General features: G+C 64.1%; 12 protein-coding genes. 5 read left to right on the top strand and 7 right to left on the bottom strand.

Going from position 1 to position 13,023, the window contains the following annotated elements; all coding sequences use genetic code 11:
* Nucleotides 1–157: 157 nt before the first annotated feature.
* The 4 genes from FFS45_RS09635 to FFS45_RS09650 all read right to left on the bottom strand — a co-directional run bounded on the left by FFS45_RS09635 (nucleotide 158) and on the right by FFS45_RS09650 (nucleotide 3,921).
* Nucleotides 158–1,042 (bottom strand): PhzF family phenazine biosynthesis protein, encoded by an 885-nt coding sequence (locus FFS45_RS09635; protein WP_137954411.1) that lies wholly within the window; start codon nucleotides 1,040–1,042, stop codon nucleotides 158–160.
* Nucleotides 1,043–1,342: 300 nt separating this feature from the next.
* The gene (locus FFS45_RS09640; RefSeq protein ID WP_137954412.1) at nucleotides 1,343–1,807 is read right to left on the bottom strand and encodes a RidA family protein; all 465 of its coding nucleotides are present in this window, start codon (nucleotides 1,805–1,807) and stop codon (nucleotides 1,343–1,345) included.
* A gap of 42 nt (nucleotides 1,808–1,849) precedes the next feature.
* A complete protein-coding gene (locus FFS45_RS09645; protein WP_137954413.1) occupies nucleotides 1,850–3,046 on the bottom strand; it encodes a PLP-dependent aminotransferase family protein in 1,197 nt (398 codons plus the stop codon).
* 158 nt (nucleotides 3,047–3,204) lie between these two features.
* Nucleotides 3,205–3,921: a VOC family protein gene (locus FFS45_RS09650; RefSeq protein ID WP_137954414.1), complete on the bottom strand. Its 717-nt coding sequence runs from the start codon at nucleotides 3,919–3,921 to the stop codon at nucleotides 3,205–3,207.
* 270 nt (nucleotides 3,922–4,191) lie between these two features.
* Between FFS45_RS09650 and FFS45_RS09660 the strand changes: the two genes are divergently transcribed.
* Complete coding sequence (locus FFS45_RS09660) at nucleotides 4,192–5,646, top strand: PLP-dependent aminotransferase family protein (protein ID WP_137954415.1); 1,455 nt, start codon at nucleotides 4,192–4,194, stop codon at nucleotides 5,644–5,646.
* 106 nt (nucleotides 5,647–5,752) lie between these two features.
* Nucleotides 5,753–7,651: a molecular chaperone HtpG gene (htpG, locus tag FFS45_RS09665; protein WP_137954416.1), complete on the top strand. Its 1,899-nt coding sequence runs from the start codon at nucleotides 5,753–5,755 to the stop codon at nucleotides 7,649–7,651.
* Between the two features lie 181 nt (nucleotides 7,652–7,832).
* Here htpG and FFS45_RS09670 read toward each other — a convergent pair whose 3' ends face one another.
* Nucleotides 7,833–8,096, bottom strand: a complete 264-nt coding sequence (locus tag FFS45_RS09670) for a hypothetical protein (protein ID WP_137954417.1) — start codon at nucleotides 8,094–8,096, stop codon at nucleotides 7,833–7,835.
* Nucleotides 8,097–8,361: 265 nt separating this feature from the next.
* Between FFS45_RS09670 and FFS45_RS09675 the strand changes: the two genes are divergently transcribed.
* Nucleotides 8,362–10,206: a glycosyltransferase family 9 protein gene (locus FFS45_RS09675; protein WP_137954418.1), complete on the top strand. Its 1,845-nt coding sequence runs from the start codon at nucleotides 8,362–8,364 to the stop codon at nucleotides 10,204–10,206.
* Between the two features lie 79 nt (nucleotides 10,207–10,285).
* Here the strand turns inward: FFS45_RS09675 and FFS45_RS09680 are convergent, their stop codons facing one another.
* Nucleotides 10,286–10,789 carry an OmpA family protein gene (locus FFS45_RS09680; protein ID WP_137954419.1) on the bottom strand — a complete coding sequence of 168 codons (504 nt, stop codon included), beginning with the start codon at nucleotides 10,787–10,789 and terminating at the stop codon, nucleotides 10,286–10,288.
* Between the two features lie 238 nt (nucleotides 10,790–11,027).
* Between FFS45_RS09680 and FFS45_RS09685 the strand changes: the two genes are divergently transcribed.
* Together FFS45_RS09685 and FFS45_RS09690 are read left to right on the top strand one after the other, a co-directional pair.
* Nucleotides 11,028–11,732: a chorismate lyase gene (locus FFS45_RS09685; protein ID WP_137954420.1), complete on the top strand. Its 705-nt coding sequence runs from the start codon at nucleotides 11,028–11,030 to the stop codon at nucleotides 11,730–11,732.
* The gene (locus tag FFS45_RS09690) at nucleotides 11,729–12,262 is read left to right on the top strand and encodes a DNA-deoxyinosine glycosylase (RefSeq protein WP_137954421.1); all 534 of its coding nucleotides are present in this window, start codon (nucleotides 11,729–11,731) and stop codon (nucleotides 12,260–12,262) included. The genes FFS45_RS09685 and FFS45_RS09690 overlap by 4 nt, the downstream gene beginning before the upstream one ends.
* 1 nt (nucleotide 12,263) lies before the next feature.
* Here the strand turns inward: FFS45_RS09690 and FFS45_RS09695 are convergent, their stop codons facing one another.
* On the bottom strand, nucleotides 12,264–12,959 hold the full coding sequence (locus FFS45_RS09695; RefSeq protein WP_137954422.1) for a mobilization protein: 696 nt from the start codon (nucleotides 12,957–12,959) through the stop codon (nucleotides 12,264–12,266).
* Between the last annotated feature and the right edge of the window lie 64 nt (nucleotides 12,960–13,023).

The raw sequence follows: 13,023 nt of genomic DNA on the forward strand, positions 1-13,023 counted from the left end.
AGCTCGTGCAGGGCATCCTTACATCGGTGCGACATCGAGTTGTCCTGACGAGGCGTTTTGTGGACAGGCTTGGCCCAACTGGGCAATCGTTGCACGGGTTTTTTGCATGCAATCTGCGCAGCGAGGTACGGGATGGCGCGTGACCCGACACCGCGGATCAGGGCAGGGTGAAGGTCCCGTCTACGATCGTGATCGCCGATCCACCGATCCATGTCTTGCCAGCCGGGTCGTCGTAGCGCACGAACACCTGGCCCGCGCGACCGAGGACGGTGCCCTGGCGTGCGGTGTAAGTGAGACCCGGACGCTGCTGCTGCGCACTCAACAAGCCTGCTAGCGCGGCATTCGCGCTGCCGGTCACCGGGTCTTCGCCGTAGCCGAGGCTGCCGCCCATCATCAGGCAGCGCACCTCGAACGTGGCTGGGCCGTTGGCTTCATGCGGGCCGTAGAGCGTGACTCCATCCATGCCGGCCGCTCTGACGACGCTCGTGAGCGCCGCGGCATCCGGCTCGATAGCGAGGCAGGCGGCCGCCGTGTTCAACCGCACTACCAGCCAGCGCACACCGTTATCGCTTGCGCAGGGCGGGGCGCTGAAGTCGACAGCGTCGCTGCGCAACGCTTGTGCGAGTGTTGCGTACAACTCGGCCGGCAAGGCCGTGACACGCGCAGGCGGTGCCGCGAAAGCCCATCCACCGCCTTCTTGTGCGCTCAGTTCGATCAGGCCGGCGCCACATTGCTGAACCAGTTTGCCAGGCACTTTCGGCTGATAGCCGCTCTCGAGCAACGCATGAGCTGTGCCCAGCGTGGGATGGCCTGCGAACGGCAGTTCCTGGTGAGTGGTGAAGATGCGCACGCGGTAGTCCGCGGCCGGATCGGTCGGCTTGACGAGGAAGGTGGTCTCCGACAGATTGGTCCAGTGGGCGATGGCCTGCATCTGGGTGTCGTCGAGATCGTCGGCATCGAACACGACTGCAAGCGGATTGCCCTTGAATGGCACCGCGGTGAAAACGTCGACTTGTTTGAAGCGGACAGTGCGAGCGGGCATGGGACTCATCAGCAATTGAGTGGCGCGACGCGCTGATTCTACTGTGGGATTGGGGTTCCGGCCACCGGCATTCGGTGAAATTTTGTGTAGTTTTTGAGTGTTTTTATTGGCCTGATTGACTAAAAACGGAATATCAATATTAAAGAAGCTTCATTGCGAAGCAATGACGATGGATGCGGTTCGGCTGCCCTGTGCCACCAGATAAAACGCGCCGTGGGTGGCTGGGCACCGCACGACGCGTGGCAGGGGGCGAGGCCGCCGGCACTGCCAGTGAAGCTGGCGTGCCGGCAAGCGCCAGGCTTATTCGACTTCGGCAATCATCTCGATTTCAACGCAGGCGCCCAGCGGAATCTGCGCCACGCCGAACGCCGAGCGCGCGTGCTTGCCGCGCTCGCCGAACACGTCGGCGATCAGCTCGGACGCGCCGTTGGTGACCAGATGCTGCTCGGTGAACTCGAGCGTCGAGTTCACGAGGCTCATCAGCTTGACGATCCGCTTGACGCGGTTCAGATCGCCCACATGCGCGTGCAGCGTGGCGAGCAGGTCAATGGCGATCGAGCGCGCTGCGACCTTGCCTTCCTCGGTGGAGAGCGTGGCGCCGAGCTTGCCGGCCCACACCTTGCCGTCCTTCTTGGCAATGTGGCCGGACAGGTAAACCGTGTTGCCGCTCTGGGCGCTCATCACATAGGCCGCCGCCGGTGCGCCGGCGGTGGGCAGTTCGATACCCAGTTCCTTCAGCTTGTCGTACACATTTGCTTGAGACATGACGTGTCCTGGTGAGTAAGAAAGGGAGAGGGAGCAGCGTACTCAGACGCGTGCGCGGATCAGCGCCGCAAGGCGCGCCACACCTTCGTCGATTTTGGCGGGCGGCACCGTGACGAACGACAGGCGCAGCGTATTGTGCTGTGCTTTGTCCGCATAGAACGGGCCACCCGGTACGAAAGCGACGTTTTGCGCGACGGCTTCTTCCAGCAGCTTCATGCTGTCGATCTGCCCGGGCAGATTCACCCACACGAACATGCCGCCTTCCGGGCGGTTCCAGCTTACGCCTTCCGGCATGTAGCGTTCGAGCGCGGCCAGCATGGCGGCGCACTGGTCGCGGTAGAGCGCGCGGATGGTCGGCACGTGCGTGTCGAGAAAGCCGTCTTTCACGACTTCGTGGACGATGCGCTGCGTGAAGCTCGGCGTGTGCAGGTCGGTGGCCTGCTTCGCCTGGACCAGCTTGAAGTGCAGTTCTTCGGGGGCAATGATGTAGCCGATGCGCAGGCCCGGGGCGAGCACCTTCGAGAACGAGCCGAGGTGCACGATGTGGTCGGGCGCCATCGACAGCATGGTCGGCAGCGGCTCGCCCGCGTAGTCGAGCGCGCCGTACGGGTCGTCTTCGATGATCGGGAACGGGGCGCTCTTTGCCAGCTCGGCGAGCGCGCGGCGGCGCTCGAGCGGCAGGCGGCGGCCAGTCGGGTTCTGGAAATTCGGCTGCGCGTACAGAAGGCGCGCACCGGCGGTCAGCTCAGGCGTGAGCGCCTCGGGGATCAGGCCGTTGTCGTCGGTGGCCACCTGGACGTAGTGCGGCTCGTACATTGAAAACGATTGCAACGCACCGAGGTAAGTCGGGGTTTCGACCAGCACCGGGCTGCCCGGGCAGATCAGCACCTTGCCGAGCAGATCGAGCGCCTGCTGCGAGCCGGTAGTGACGAGCACCTGCGAGGCGCGGATCTGCGCGCCGTTGACCGAGTAACGCGCCGCGATCCATTCGCGCAGCGGCAGGTAGCCTTCGGTGGCGCTGTATTGCAGCGCGGCGGCCGGCGAATCGCGCAGGATGCGGTCGGAGGCTTCGCGCATGCGCTCGGCGGGGAAGGTGGCCGGCGACGGCAGGCCACCCGCGAACGAAATGACTTCCGGCCGCTCGGTGACCTTCAGGATTTCGCGAATCGCCGAGCTGGTGAGCTTGCGTGCGCGTTCGGAAAGTTGCCACGTGGGGGCTTGAAGGTCGCTTTGGTTCATGGATTCCTCGTCAGGTGTTGCTGGATCGGATTCGTCAAAAAACTAACATTATGGCGCGAGTCGGGCTGACTGCGCGCGCTGCTTAAGGTGCGATACGCTCTGGCTTGCAGCGCCGGCGTTAAGCGTCCGGGTGAGCGTCCGGTTCAGCGCCCGTGCAACTATTTCAGGGTGCGAACCCCCGCTGGGGTTTCGATTTCGGCTACCAGCGCCGTTTCTCCCTCCGTTCCCTCGGCCTCAGCCTCAGCCGCTGGTGCGCTCACGGCGATCAGATGCGCCGCGCCCAGCCAGCGCAGATGTTCGCCGATGATCCCGGCCTGCGGATGCACCGCCTTCAGCGACTTCAGCGCCAGGCCGGTTTCCGGCAGCAGCGCCGACGGATGCTGCGCCGTGTCCCATTGGATCAGCGTCGGCACAATGCCGTCGCCGGCGCCTTGCCAGCTCGGGAAGGCGCCGTTCTCCGGCACCGCCAGCCCCCAGGTGAACGCGCCACGGGTCATCGGCACGACCGGCGGGATGCGCTGCGGATACTGGGCCTGCCAGCGGGTCAGATTCCTCGGCCGCTCAACCCGTGCCACCCAATGCGACAGGTAGGGGCCGCGCTCCAGCCGTGCGTGGGTTGCCTGTGCATCGAGCGCGAACAGGCGCGGGCGTGCCGCCGTATCGCTGCCAGGCGTCTCGGCCTGCGGATCGACGGCGATCACCTCCAGATAGACCCCGCCCCACAGATTCAGCAGCCGGTTGTGGGTGCGCATCAGCGGATGCGCGCCGCCGCCGGCCGGCGCCACGCCGAGCGTATCGGCGACGTACTGGGTGCCCTCGTCGAGCGTGCGGGCGGAGATCACAAGGTGGTCGAGCTGGAGCGTGTGAGCAGTCATGGCGGTGAACAAAGACGGATTCTGCGGTGAGGCAGGCGAACCCGGGGATCAGCCTGCGTCGGACCTGTGACAGGACCGACGGCTGTGCCGGGGCCGTAAGCATAACCGTTTTGCCGGCAAGCCCCGGCGTTTGGCGTCGCGCTGCGCGTAAGCAGCGACGCCCCCAGACTGATTTTTCCTATCACCGCTTCAGCTTGAATGTAGCGTCCTAGACCTGCACAGTAACGGTACAATCGGCGAGATAGTGTTCGGTACAGTTGGAGCCCCCCTATGTCCACCGCGCTCGACCAGATTCCCGCCCCGCATGACGCCTCGTCGCTGACGCTGGTCGATCAGCTCGTCCAATGGGCGCGCCGCCGTATCGAGGAGCGCGTGTTTCGCGCCGGCATGCGCATGCCGTCCATCCGCAAGCTGGCGCTCGACAAAGGCGTGTCGCGCTTCACGGTGGTGGAGGCCTACGAGCGTCTTGTCGCGCAGGGTTATCTGGATTCGCGGCGCGGCTCCGGCTTCTACGTGCGCGAGCGTCTGGCCGCGCCGATGCCTGGCGAGCGCCGTCAGACCGCCGAGGCCGCGCCCGCCTCCAGCACGATCGACGTCGTCTGGCTGCTGCGCAACATGCTGCAGACTTCGGCGCGCCCCGAACGCGGCCCCGGCCTGGGATACTTGCCGAGCCGCTGGCTCGACGGTGAGCTGATTACCGGCGCGCTGCGCACCCTGGGCCGGCAGAGCGGGGCGCAGATGCTCGGCTTCGGCACCGCTCAAGGCTTCCTGCCGCTGCGCCAGCAGTTGCAGACCCGGCTCGAGGAACTGGAAATCGGCGCATCGCCGGACCAGATCGTGCTCACCTCGGGCATCACCCAAGCGATCGACCTGATCGCGCGTATCTTCGTGCAGCCGGGCGACGCGGTGATCGTCGGCGATCCGGCGTGGTTCCAGATGTTCGGCCGTTTCGCCTCGCAGGGCGCACGGCTCGTCGGCCTGCCGTACACGCCGGACGGCCCGGATCTGGACGCGCTGGAGGCGCTGGTGCAGACGTGGCGGCCGAAAATGCTCGTGATCAACTCGGTGTTGCAGAACCCCACCGGCACTTCGCTGAGCGCCGCCCAGGCGTTCCGCATCCTGCGTCTCGCGGAAGAACATGATTTCATCGTCGTCGAAGACGATATCTACGGTGATCTATGCCCGCCCGGCTACCCGGCCACCCGCCTTGCGAGCCTCGACCAGTTAAAGCGCGTGATCTACCTCAGCAGCTTTTCGAAGACGCTGGCGCCCAACCTGCGGGTCGGCTTCATCGCCTGTGCGGCGGAAGTGGCAAGGGCCGTCACGGACCAGAAGATGCTGGTCGGCATGACGAGCCCTGAGTTGAACGAGCGCGTGCTGTACAAGATTCTTACCGAAGGTCACTATCGGCGGCACGTCGAGCGGTTGCGCGCGCGGCTGGACGCGGTGCGCGACAAGTCCGCCCGGATGCTGGAGAGGACCGGCCTGAAGCTGTTCCAGACCCCCGGCGCGGGAATGTTCCTGTGGGCCGACACCGGTGTGGACTCGGACGTGCTCGCCGCGGCCGCGCATGAAGTGGGTTTCCTGCTGACACCGGGCAGCCTGTTCTCGCCGCAGCAGTCGCCTTCGAGCTGGACCCGTTTTAACGTCGCCAACTGCGGCGACCCGGCGCTGCCGGTGTTCCTTGCCCGCTATCTGGACGGCGTCGCGCGGCGCGCCTCTTGAAATGGCGCCGATAGTACCCAATTAGGCCCCCGATCCGCCGCGTGAGCCAGTTGCCGCTCACGCCCGCTCCCGAATTAACCGCAACATACAGAGAGGAAGTCTGACCATGGCACAAGAAACCATGAGCTTTCAGGCAGAAGTGAAACAGCTTCTGCAACTGATGATCCATTCGCTGTACAGCAACAAGGAAATTTTCCTGCGCGAGCTGATTTCGAACGCCTCGGACGCTGCCGACAAGCTGCGTTTCGAAGCCATCGAAAACAATGCGCTCTATGAAAGCGACCCGAACCTGCGGATTCGCGTGTCGTACGACAAGGCCGCCCGCACCGTCACGATCGACGACAACGGCATCGGCATGAGCCGCGACGAGGCGATTTCGCACCTCGGCACCATCGCGCGTTCGGGCACCAAGGAATTCTTCGGCAAGCTCTCCGGCGACCAGCAGAAGGATGCGGCCCTGATCGGCCAGTTCGGCGTGGGCTTTTATTCGGGCTTTATCGTGGCCGACAAGATCACGGTCGAGTCGCGCCGCGCCGGCCTGCCGGCGACTGAAGGCGTGCGCTGGGAAAGCGCCGGCGAGGGCGACTTCGCAGTGGAGACGATCGAGCGCGCGCAACGCGGCACGACCATCACGCTGCATCTGCGCGCGGACGAAGATGAACTGCTCTCGTCGCACCGCCTGAAGTCGATTATCCAGAAGTACTCGGATCATGTCGCGCTGCCTATCCTGATGAAGAAGGAAGAGTGGGACGCGGAAAAGAGCGAAATGGTCACGAAGGACGAGGACGAGACCGTCAACCAGGCCAGCGCGCTGTGGACCCGCTCGAAGAACGACATCACCGACGAGCAATACAAGCAGTTCTACCAGCACCTGTCGCACGACCATCAGGACCCGCTCACCTGGACGCATAACCGCGTCGAAGGCCGCAGCGAGTACACGCAACTGCTGTACGTGCCGAGCGCCGCGCCGTTCGACATGTGGAACCGCGATCATCGCGGCGGGCTGAAGCTGTATGTGAAGCGCGTCTTCATCATGGACGACGCCGAGCAACTGCTGCCCGCGTACCTGCGCTTCGTGAAGGGCGTGGTCGATTCGAGCGATCTGCCGCTGAACGTGTCGCGCGAAATCCTCCAGGAAAGCCGCGACGTGAAGGCAATTCGTGAAGGCGTGACCAAGCGTTCGCTGTCGATGCTCGAAGATCTGGCGAACGCCGAGAACGACGCCGACAAGGAAAAGTACACGACCTTCTGGAAGGAATTCGGCCAGGCGCTGAAGGAAGGCGTGGGCGAAGACTTTGCCAACAAGGACCGGATTGCCAAGCTGATCCGTTTCGCGTCGACGCATAACGAGTCGCCGGAGCAGAATGTTGCGCTGGCGGATTACGTCGCGCGCATGAAGCCCGAGCAGACCAAGATTTACTACGTCACCGCCGACACCTTCCAGGCCGCGACCCACAGCCCGCACCTCGAAGTGTTCCGCAAGAAGGGCGTGGAAGTGCTGCTGCTGACCGACCGCGTCGATGAATGGATGCTGTCGTTCCTGAACGAATTCGATGGCAAGCCGCTGCAAAGCGTCGCGCGTGGCGATCTCGATCTGGGCGCCTTGAACGACGAGGAAAAGCAGGCTCAGGAGAAGGTCAGCGAAGAATTGAAGCCGCTCGTCGAGAAGATGAAGGAAGCGCTGAAGGACAAGGCGAAGGACGTGCGCCTGACGTTCCGTCTGACCGATTCGCCGTCCTGTCTCGTGGCCGACGACGGCGAGATGAGCGGCTACCTGCAGCGCATGCTGAAGGCAGCGGGCCAGCAGGCGCCGTCGTTCCATCCGATTCTCGAAGTGAATCCGGAACATGCGCTGGTGAAGGGACTGCATGCGGACACCGCGAATTTCGACGACTGGTGCCACCTGCTGTTCGACCAGGCGCTGCTCGCGGAAGGGGGGGCGCTGGAAGATCCGGCAAGCTTCGTCAAGCGGACCAATGCATTGTTGCTGGCTCGCGCGGGTTGAACTTGGGACGCCGCTTTATCGGGCGTTGCGGGTTTGAACAGCATTAAGAATGCGCTGCTTCGGCAGCGCATTTTTTTGCCTGCTGTAGGTGGCGCTTCAGGCCGTACTACGTGGCCTGAAGCGCTGCGGCTGGCTCGTGGCTTGCAGCGCGCACGGCACACAATAACCGCTCAAATGCGGGCTAACGTGCAGGCGCCTGTTCGTGATGACGAACCTGTGTGAGCACGGACCCCGCCAGTTCCTTCGCTTCTTCACACGTACTGCGGTCGCCCAATACCTTTGCCGCCAGGCTGCCGATCGCAGCGCTGGTCTGCTTTGGCGTATGGTGTTGCGCCAGCGCGGAACCTGCCAGTTCCTTTTCCAGATGAGAGGCGCCAGGCCGTTTCAGCACCAGCGCGGCCAGATGCGCAATGCGATCAGAGGTTTCTTTTCCGTTCTTATTCAATTTCGTTTCCTTTGCGATTGTTCTGAATGGGACTGAATCAGAGGTGATGGGGTGTATCGCGTTCGGCCGAACGAAAAATCAGTATGGATTGCTAACTAGAAATTTTCAACGCAATTAATTTGAGATTTGAATATGAGATGAGGCGGTGCAATTACGTCATATCCTGAGCGGCATCCAGCTCCGGACGCCCGGATCGATGTTGCGATGACTTCGACTCCCGCAGGCGGCAAGCAAAAGTCAAATCGTCAATTCCCGATTCCTCTCCATGTCCGAAACAAACGCAGCCACATCGGCCGACCCTGTCCATCTCGTTTGGTCCGCCCTGCGCGAACACGGCTTCGACGCTGCCCAGGAGCACGCTGTCGCGCTGGCGCAAGAAGGCGTTACGCCGCAGATTCACGCTGATCTGTGCGCGGCCGCCGGCCAGTTCGAGCAGGCGTATCACAGTGCTTCGCTCGGCGCGGGCGAGAGCGTCAGCGGCGGGCGCTATGCGCGCGTCGCGCTGTTTGCCGACGCGCTGGGACGGCAGGAGGTGGCGAAGCACTACAGCGAACTGGCCGTGGCGGCTCAATCTATCGAGGCGTCGGTCGAATGGATTGTCTGGCTGATCGACCACTGCCGGGCGCATTCCGCCGCGGCGCATATGCTGCGCGCTTACGGCCAGCGCGCACCCCAGGATGCGCGTGCGTTCTGGTGGCTGGTGATCGCGCTTTCGTCACTCGCAGATCCTGCGACGCATGCCGAGCGGCGTGAGGCGCTCGCGCGAGCGTATGCGCTCGATCCGGCGCTTCATCCCATCTTGCCGCTGCAACTCGCGTTGGCCTATCGGGATATCTGCGATTGGGACACGGTCGAGCGTGTCTGTCGAGAAGTACTCGCCAGTCACCCGGCCGATGCCGAAATGGCCTGGCAACTCAGTTACGCGCAGTGGCAACGCAACGACGCGCCAGGCGCCGAGGCGACGATGCGTGCGGTCGATGCCGCCGCGCCCGGCAACGCCGCGGTGATCGCGGCTATTGGCCTGTATCTTGGGGAGCAGGCACGCTACAGCGAAAGCGAAGCGACGCTGCATGCTTCACTTGCGCTCGACCCGAATGCCGTGCAACCGTCGGTTGATCTTGCCGATCTGGAATTGCGCCGTGGCGACTGGTCGCCGGGGTGGCCGCGTTTCGAAGCGCGGCTCAGGCGCGACGACCGCGCAGCGAACAATGTGATTTCCTTGCTGACGAAGCTGTGCCCTCGCTGGCGCGGCGAGCCGCTGGCAGGCAAGACGCTGGTCGTGCACAGCGAACTGGGCAACGGTGACGATATCCAGATGGTGCGGTTCGTGCCGGAACTGGCCGCGCGTGTCCATGACGAAGGCGGCCGTCTGATGCTGGCCGTGCGTCGGCCGCTACAGGGACTGTTCGAGCGTTTTTACGCCGATTGCGTCTCGATTGAAGATGGGCGGCTGGGCCAGCCCGACGCCGGCTTGCCGATCATGAGCTTGCCGCTCACGCTCGGGTTGCAGCCCGGGCAGGTGCGTGGCGCGGCTTATCTGCAGGCAGATCCGCAGCGTATCGTGCAATGGCAAACCAGAGTGAGGGCGGCCGACATGCAACCGGCCTTGTTGCGCGTCGGCCTTGTGTGGTGTGGCAGTCCGACCCACCGGCGCGACGCCAGGCGGTCCATCCCGCTTGCAGAACTGCAGCCGCTCCTCGCACTGCCTGGTGTGGTGTTTTATCCGTTGACGCCTGGCCGGAACGCCGATGTCGCGGCGATGGCAGCGCAGGGTTATCGCGTGCATGACCTGACTGGATTCTATGAGGCTGGCTTCGACGACGCTGCCGCGCACGTGATGGCTCTGGATGCCGTGGTCACGATCGACAGCGCGCCGCTCCACCTCGCAGGCGCGCTGGGCGCTCCGGTGCTGGCGATGCTCGATCACGTCTCGCACTGGTCCTGGGGTAACGAAGAAGCACAGAGCTGGTATGACTCCGTCGAGCTTTATCGGCAGCCCAAACCCGGCGCATGGGCGCCGGTGGTCCAGCGGGTAGCGGCGCGCCTGCAGGCGATGATGCAGGATCGCGCGCCGCAGCGTGACGGCTATCGGCCGTTGGAACACGCATGAGTTGTCCGCGGCTGTCCCCGGCCGTCCGCGCATGCCCGCTCGCCTCGCGATCGCAATCGCGTGCGGCGGGCAAGCACCGCTAGCGTCCCATCAACGTATCCATGGTCTCGCCGCGCACGAGGATCTCGGTGCGCCGATTCAGCGCCCGCCCCTCGGGCGTGTCGTTGCTCGCCACGGGGTCGTTGTAGGCATTGCCCTTCGTGCGGATCCGCTCGGTCACCACGCCCCGCGCCACCAGCGCATAGCCGACCGTGCTGGCGCGCGTTTCCGAGAGTTGCTGGTTGTATTCGAGCGTGCCGACATTGTCGGTATAGCCCTCGATCAGGATCGGCTTCTTGCTGCGATTGAGCAAGACCGCTGAACGGTCGATCACCGCGGCTGCATCGGGGCGGATCGCCGACTTGCCGAAGTCGAACAGCGCAGCTTCAGGCAGCTTGACCGAGACGCCGCCGGCGACCGGTTTCACTTCGATGCCGACAGCCTGGTTCAAGGACGTCTCGTTGGCGCGATCCAACGGCGACGCGCAGCCCGTCAAAGCCAGCACAGCCACCGCGCATGCGGTCGCACTCAGGAATGCTTTCATCTCTATGGTTCCCCTTTGTATCTGATCACACGGCTTGCCCGTGATACGGGGATCAGCGGGCCGCCGACTTGGCAAAGCATCCGTCTTTTATCGCGCGCGACGGTGGACGGAGAATCAGACGTATCTGAAAGCTGCGGGTGAATTGACTTGTGTCAACCTCGAAGCAAGGCGTTGGGGAACCTTGTAAGCTGTGCGCCGCGAGGCGTGTCCCTACACCGCGCCGTTATAATCCGACACCATGGCTATCTGTTTCGACGCCGCTGACGCCCATTGGCGCGTCGCGCCCTTACCCGGCTTCAGCCGGGACCAGAAAGACTGGCTGACTCGCGGTGGCTCGCTCACCGCGCATTTGCGCACGCTCGGCGCGGTCGCGGTACGCGTCACGCGAGAAACCGTGGCGATGCCGTGGGCTGACGAGCATGCCGCGCTAGATATCGCGTCGCGCGCACCCGTATGGGTTCGGGAAGTGGTTCTTTCGGTGGACGGCACGCCGTTCGTCGCGGCGCATAGCATTGCGCCGCTGGCGGCGAGCATGGGCGTCTGGCAGGCGATGCGGCGGCTACGCACACGGCCGCTTGCCGAACTGCTCTACAGCGACAGCAGCGTGGCGCGCTCGGCGCTGGTGAGCCGGCGGCTCACGGCGCGTCATCCGCTGTACCGGCTGGCCGCGCGTGAAATTGGCGCGGCGCATCCGCAAGCGCTGGTGGCACGCCGCTCGGTGTTCGAGCGTCATGGTGCGCCGCTGATGGTGACTGAGTGCATGTTGCCCGCGCTGTGGGCGCATCTTGCATCGTGTGCGGCTGGGATGTCCGCTGGGCATGAGATGCAGCGCTCTCATGTACGAGAGCATGGCCGGCCTCTCGAACATACGGCGTCGCGTGCGCATCCACTGCATTCCCCACATCCCGCGCCGCGCGAGACTCGCAACGAGGGCGCTGCATGACGAACAAGCGCTGCTTCCCTCCGGTGGTGGACGCCAACACGAGAGTCCTGGTACTGGGCAGCCTGCCGGGTGAAGTTTCGCTCGCGCAGTCGCAGTACTACGCGCATAAGCAGAATCGTTTCTGGTCGCTGATCGGCGACGTCACCGGCGAGGATCTTCGTAGCCTCGACTACCTCACGCGCCTGCAGACGCTGCTGCGTCATCGCGTCGGGTTATGGGATGTCGTCGCAGAGGCGCAGCGCGAAGGCAGTCTGGATAGCCGGATCCGCAACCATGCCAGCAACGATCTGATGGCATTGGTCGAATCGCTGCCGCACCTCGCGGCCGTTGCATTCAATGGCGGCACGGCGGCGCGGCTCGGCACGCGAGCGTTGCAGGGCGCTGAAGGCAAGGTCGCATTCATCAGCCTTCCTTCCAGCAGCCCCGCCTATACCATGGCCTACGCGGAAAAGCTCAAGGCATGGGAAGTATTGAGGAACTGGCTGCCCGAGCCGGCTGCGGCGAACGCCGCACGCAACAGCGGCAACTAGCCTAAACGCCGATTCTCGCCAGTTCCCCGTACACGCGCTGCAGCCACACCTTCACACGTTGCCGTTCCAGCAAGCCAAGCCCGGTGGCAGCTCGGTCAGGATGGTTGACGGCGGCCCAGAAGCTCGCACTTTGCTGATCGATCTTCTGCATCGTCGTATCGGGCAGATGGCGTATCGTCATCACTTTGGCGCCCAGTGCCTCGGCCCGCGCGCGTTCGCCGGACGCCTCCAGAATCTCGAAGCGATCGCCGCGGACTTCGTTGAGCACCACCACCAGCTTGAGCTTTCCGCCGAACTGGTCGAGCCACTGCCGCAGCAGATCCACCGAATCGCGGCCGCTATCCATGACGTGCCACCACGTCAGCGTCAGGCTATTTTCCTCGGCTACGCCCAGCACATCCGAATCGTCGAACCACCTGGCAATCGGCTGCTGCGTCTGTGCGGCGAGGTCCACCAGAATGCGCCGCTGCGGATCTTCGAGGGCTGCTTCGATCACCGGGTCGAGGCTGTCGTGCCGGTCCAGCACGGCGGGCGCCGCATAGTCGGCGTAGAAGCGCAGCAGCGCACCGTGCGAGCGGTCAGTATCGAAGCCGAGAAACGGCGCCGCCGTGTCGATAAAGTGCTGCGCCAGCACGCGTGCGACGAGAGACTTGCCCACGCCGCCTTTTTCGCCGCCGATGAAGTGGATGGTGCTCATGCTTGAGGATCCTTTGTGGTGGTGGGCCGACTGGACGAACCTAGCAGGCTTCGATGACGGCACG

Source organism: Burkholderia sp. 4M9327F10, from assembly GCF_005503145.1.
Lineage (GTDB): Bacteria > Pseudomonadota > Gammaproteobacteria > Burkholderiales > Burkholderiaceae > Paraburkholderia.

Bases quoted from the DNA above. Each gene is read 5' to 3' on its own strand.
- FFS45_RS09645 (WP_137954413.1), bottom strand. From the start codon at position 3,046: ATGAACCAAAGCGACCTTCAAGCCCCCACGTGGCAACTTTCCGAACGC.
- FFS45_RS09660 (WP_137954415.1), top strand. From the start codon at position 4,192: ATGTCCACCGCGCTCGACCAGATTCCCGCCCCGCATGACGCCTCGTCG.
- FFS45_RS09650 (WP_137954414.1), bottom strand. From the start codon at position 3,921: ATGACTGCTCACACGCTCCAGCTCGACCACCTTGTGATCTCCGCCCGC.
- FFS45_RS09640 (WP_137954412.1), bottom strand. From the start codon at position 1,807: ATGTCTCAAGCAAATGTGTACGACAAGCTGAAGGAACTGGGTATCGAA.
- FFS45_RS09675 (WP_137954418.1), top strand. From the start codon at position 8,362: ATGTCCGAAACAAACGCAGCCACATCGGCCGACCCTGTCCATCTCGTT.
- FFS45_RS09635 (WP_137954411.1), bottom strand. From the start codon at position 1,042: ATGCCCGCTCGCACTGTCCGCTTCAAACAAGTCGACGTTTTCACCGCG.
- FFS45_RS09685 (WP_137954420.1), top strand. From the start codon at position 11,028: ATGGCTATCTGTTTCGACGCCGCTGACGCCCATTGGCGCGTCGCGCCC.
- FFS45_RS09690 (WP_137954421.1), top strand. From the start codon at position 11,729: ATGACGAACAAGCGCTGCTTCCCTCCGGTGGTGGACGCCAACACGAGA.
- htpG (WP_137954416.1), top strand. From the start codon at position 5,753: ATGGCACAAGAAACCATGAGCTTTCAGGCAGAAGTGAAACAGCTTCTG.
- FFS45_RS09680 (WP_137954419.1), bottom strand. From the start codon at position 10,789: ATGAAAGCATTCCTGAGTGCGACCGCATGCGCGGTGGCTGTGCTGGCT.
- FFS45_RS09695 (WP_137954422.1), bottom strand. From the start codon at position 12,959: ATGAGCACCATCCACTTCATCGGCGGCGAAAAAGGCGGCGTGGGCAAG.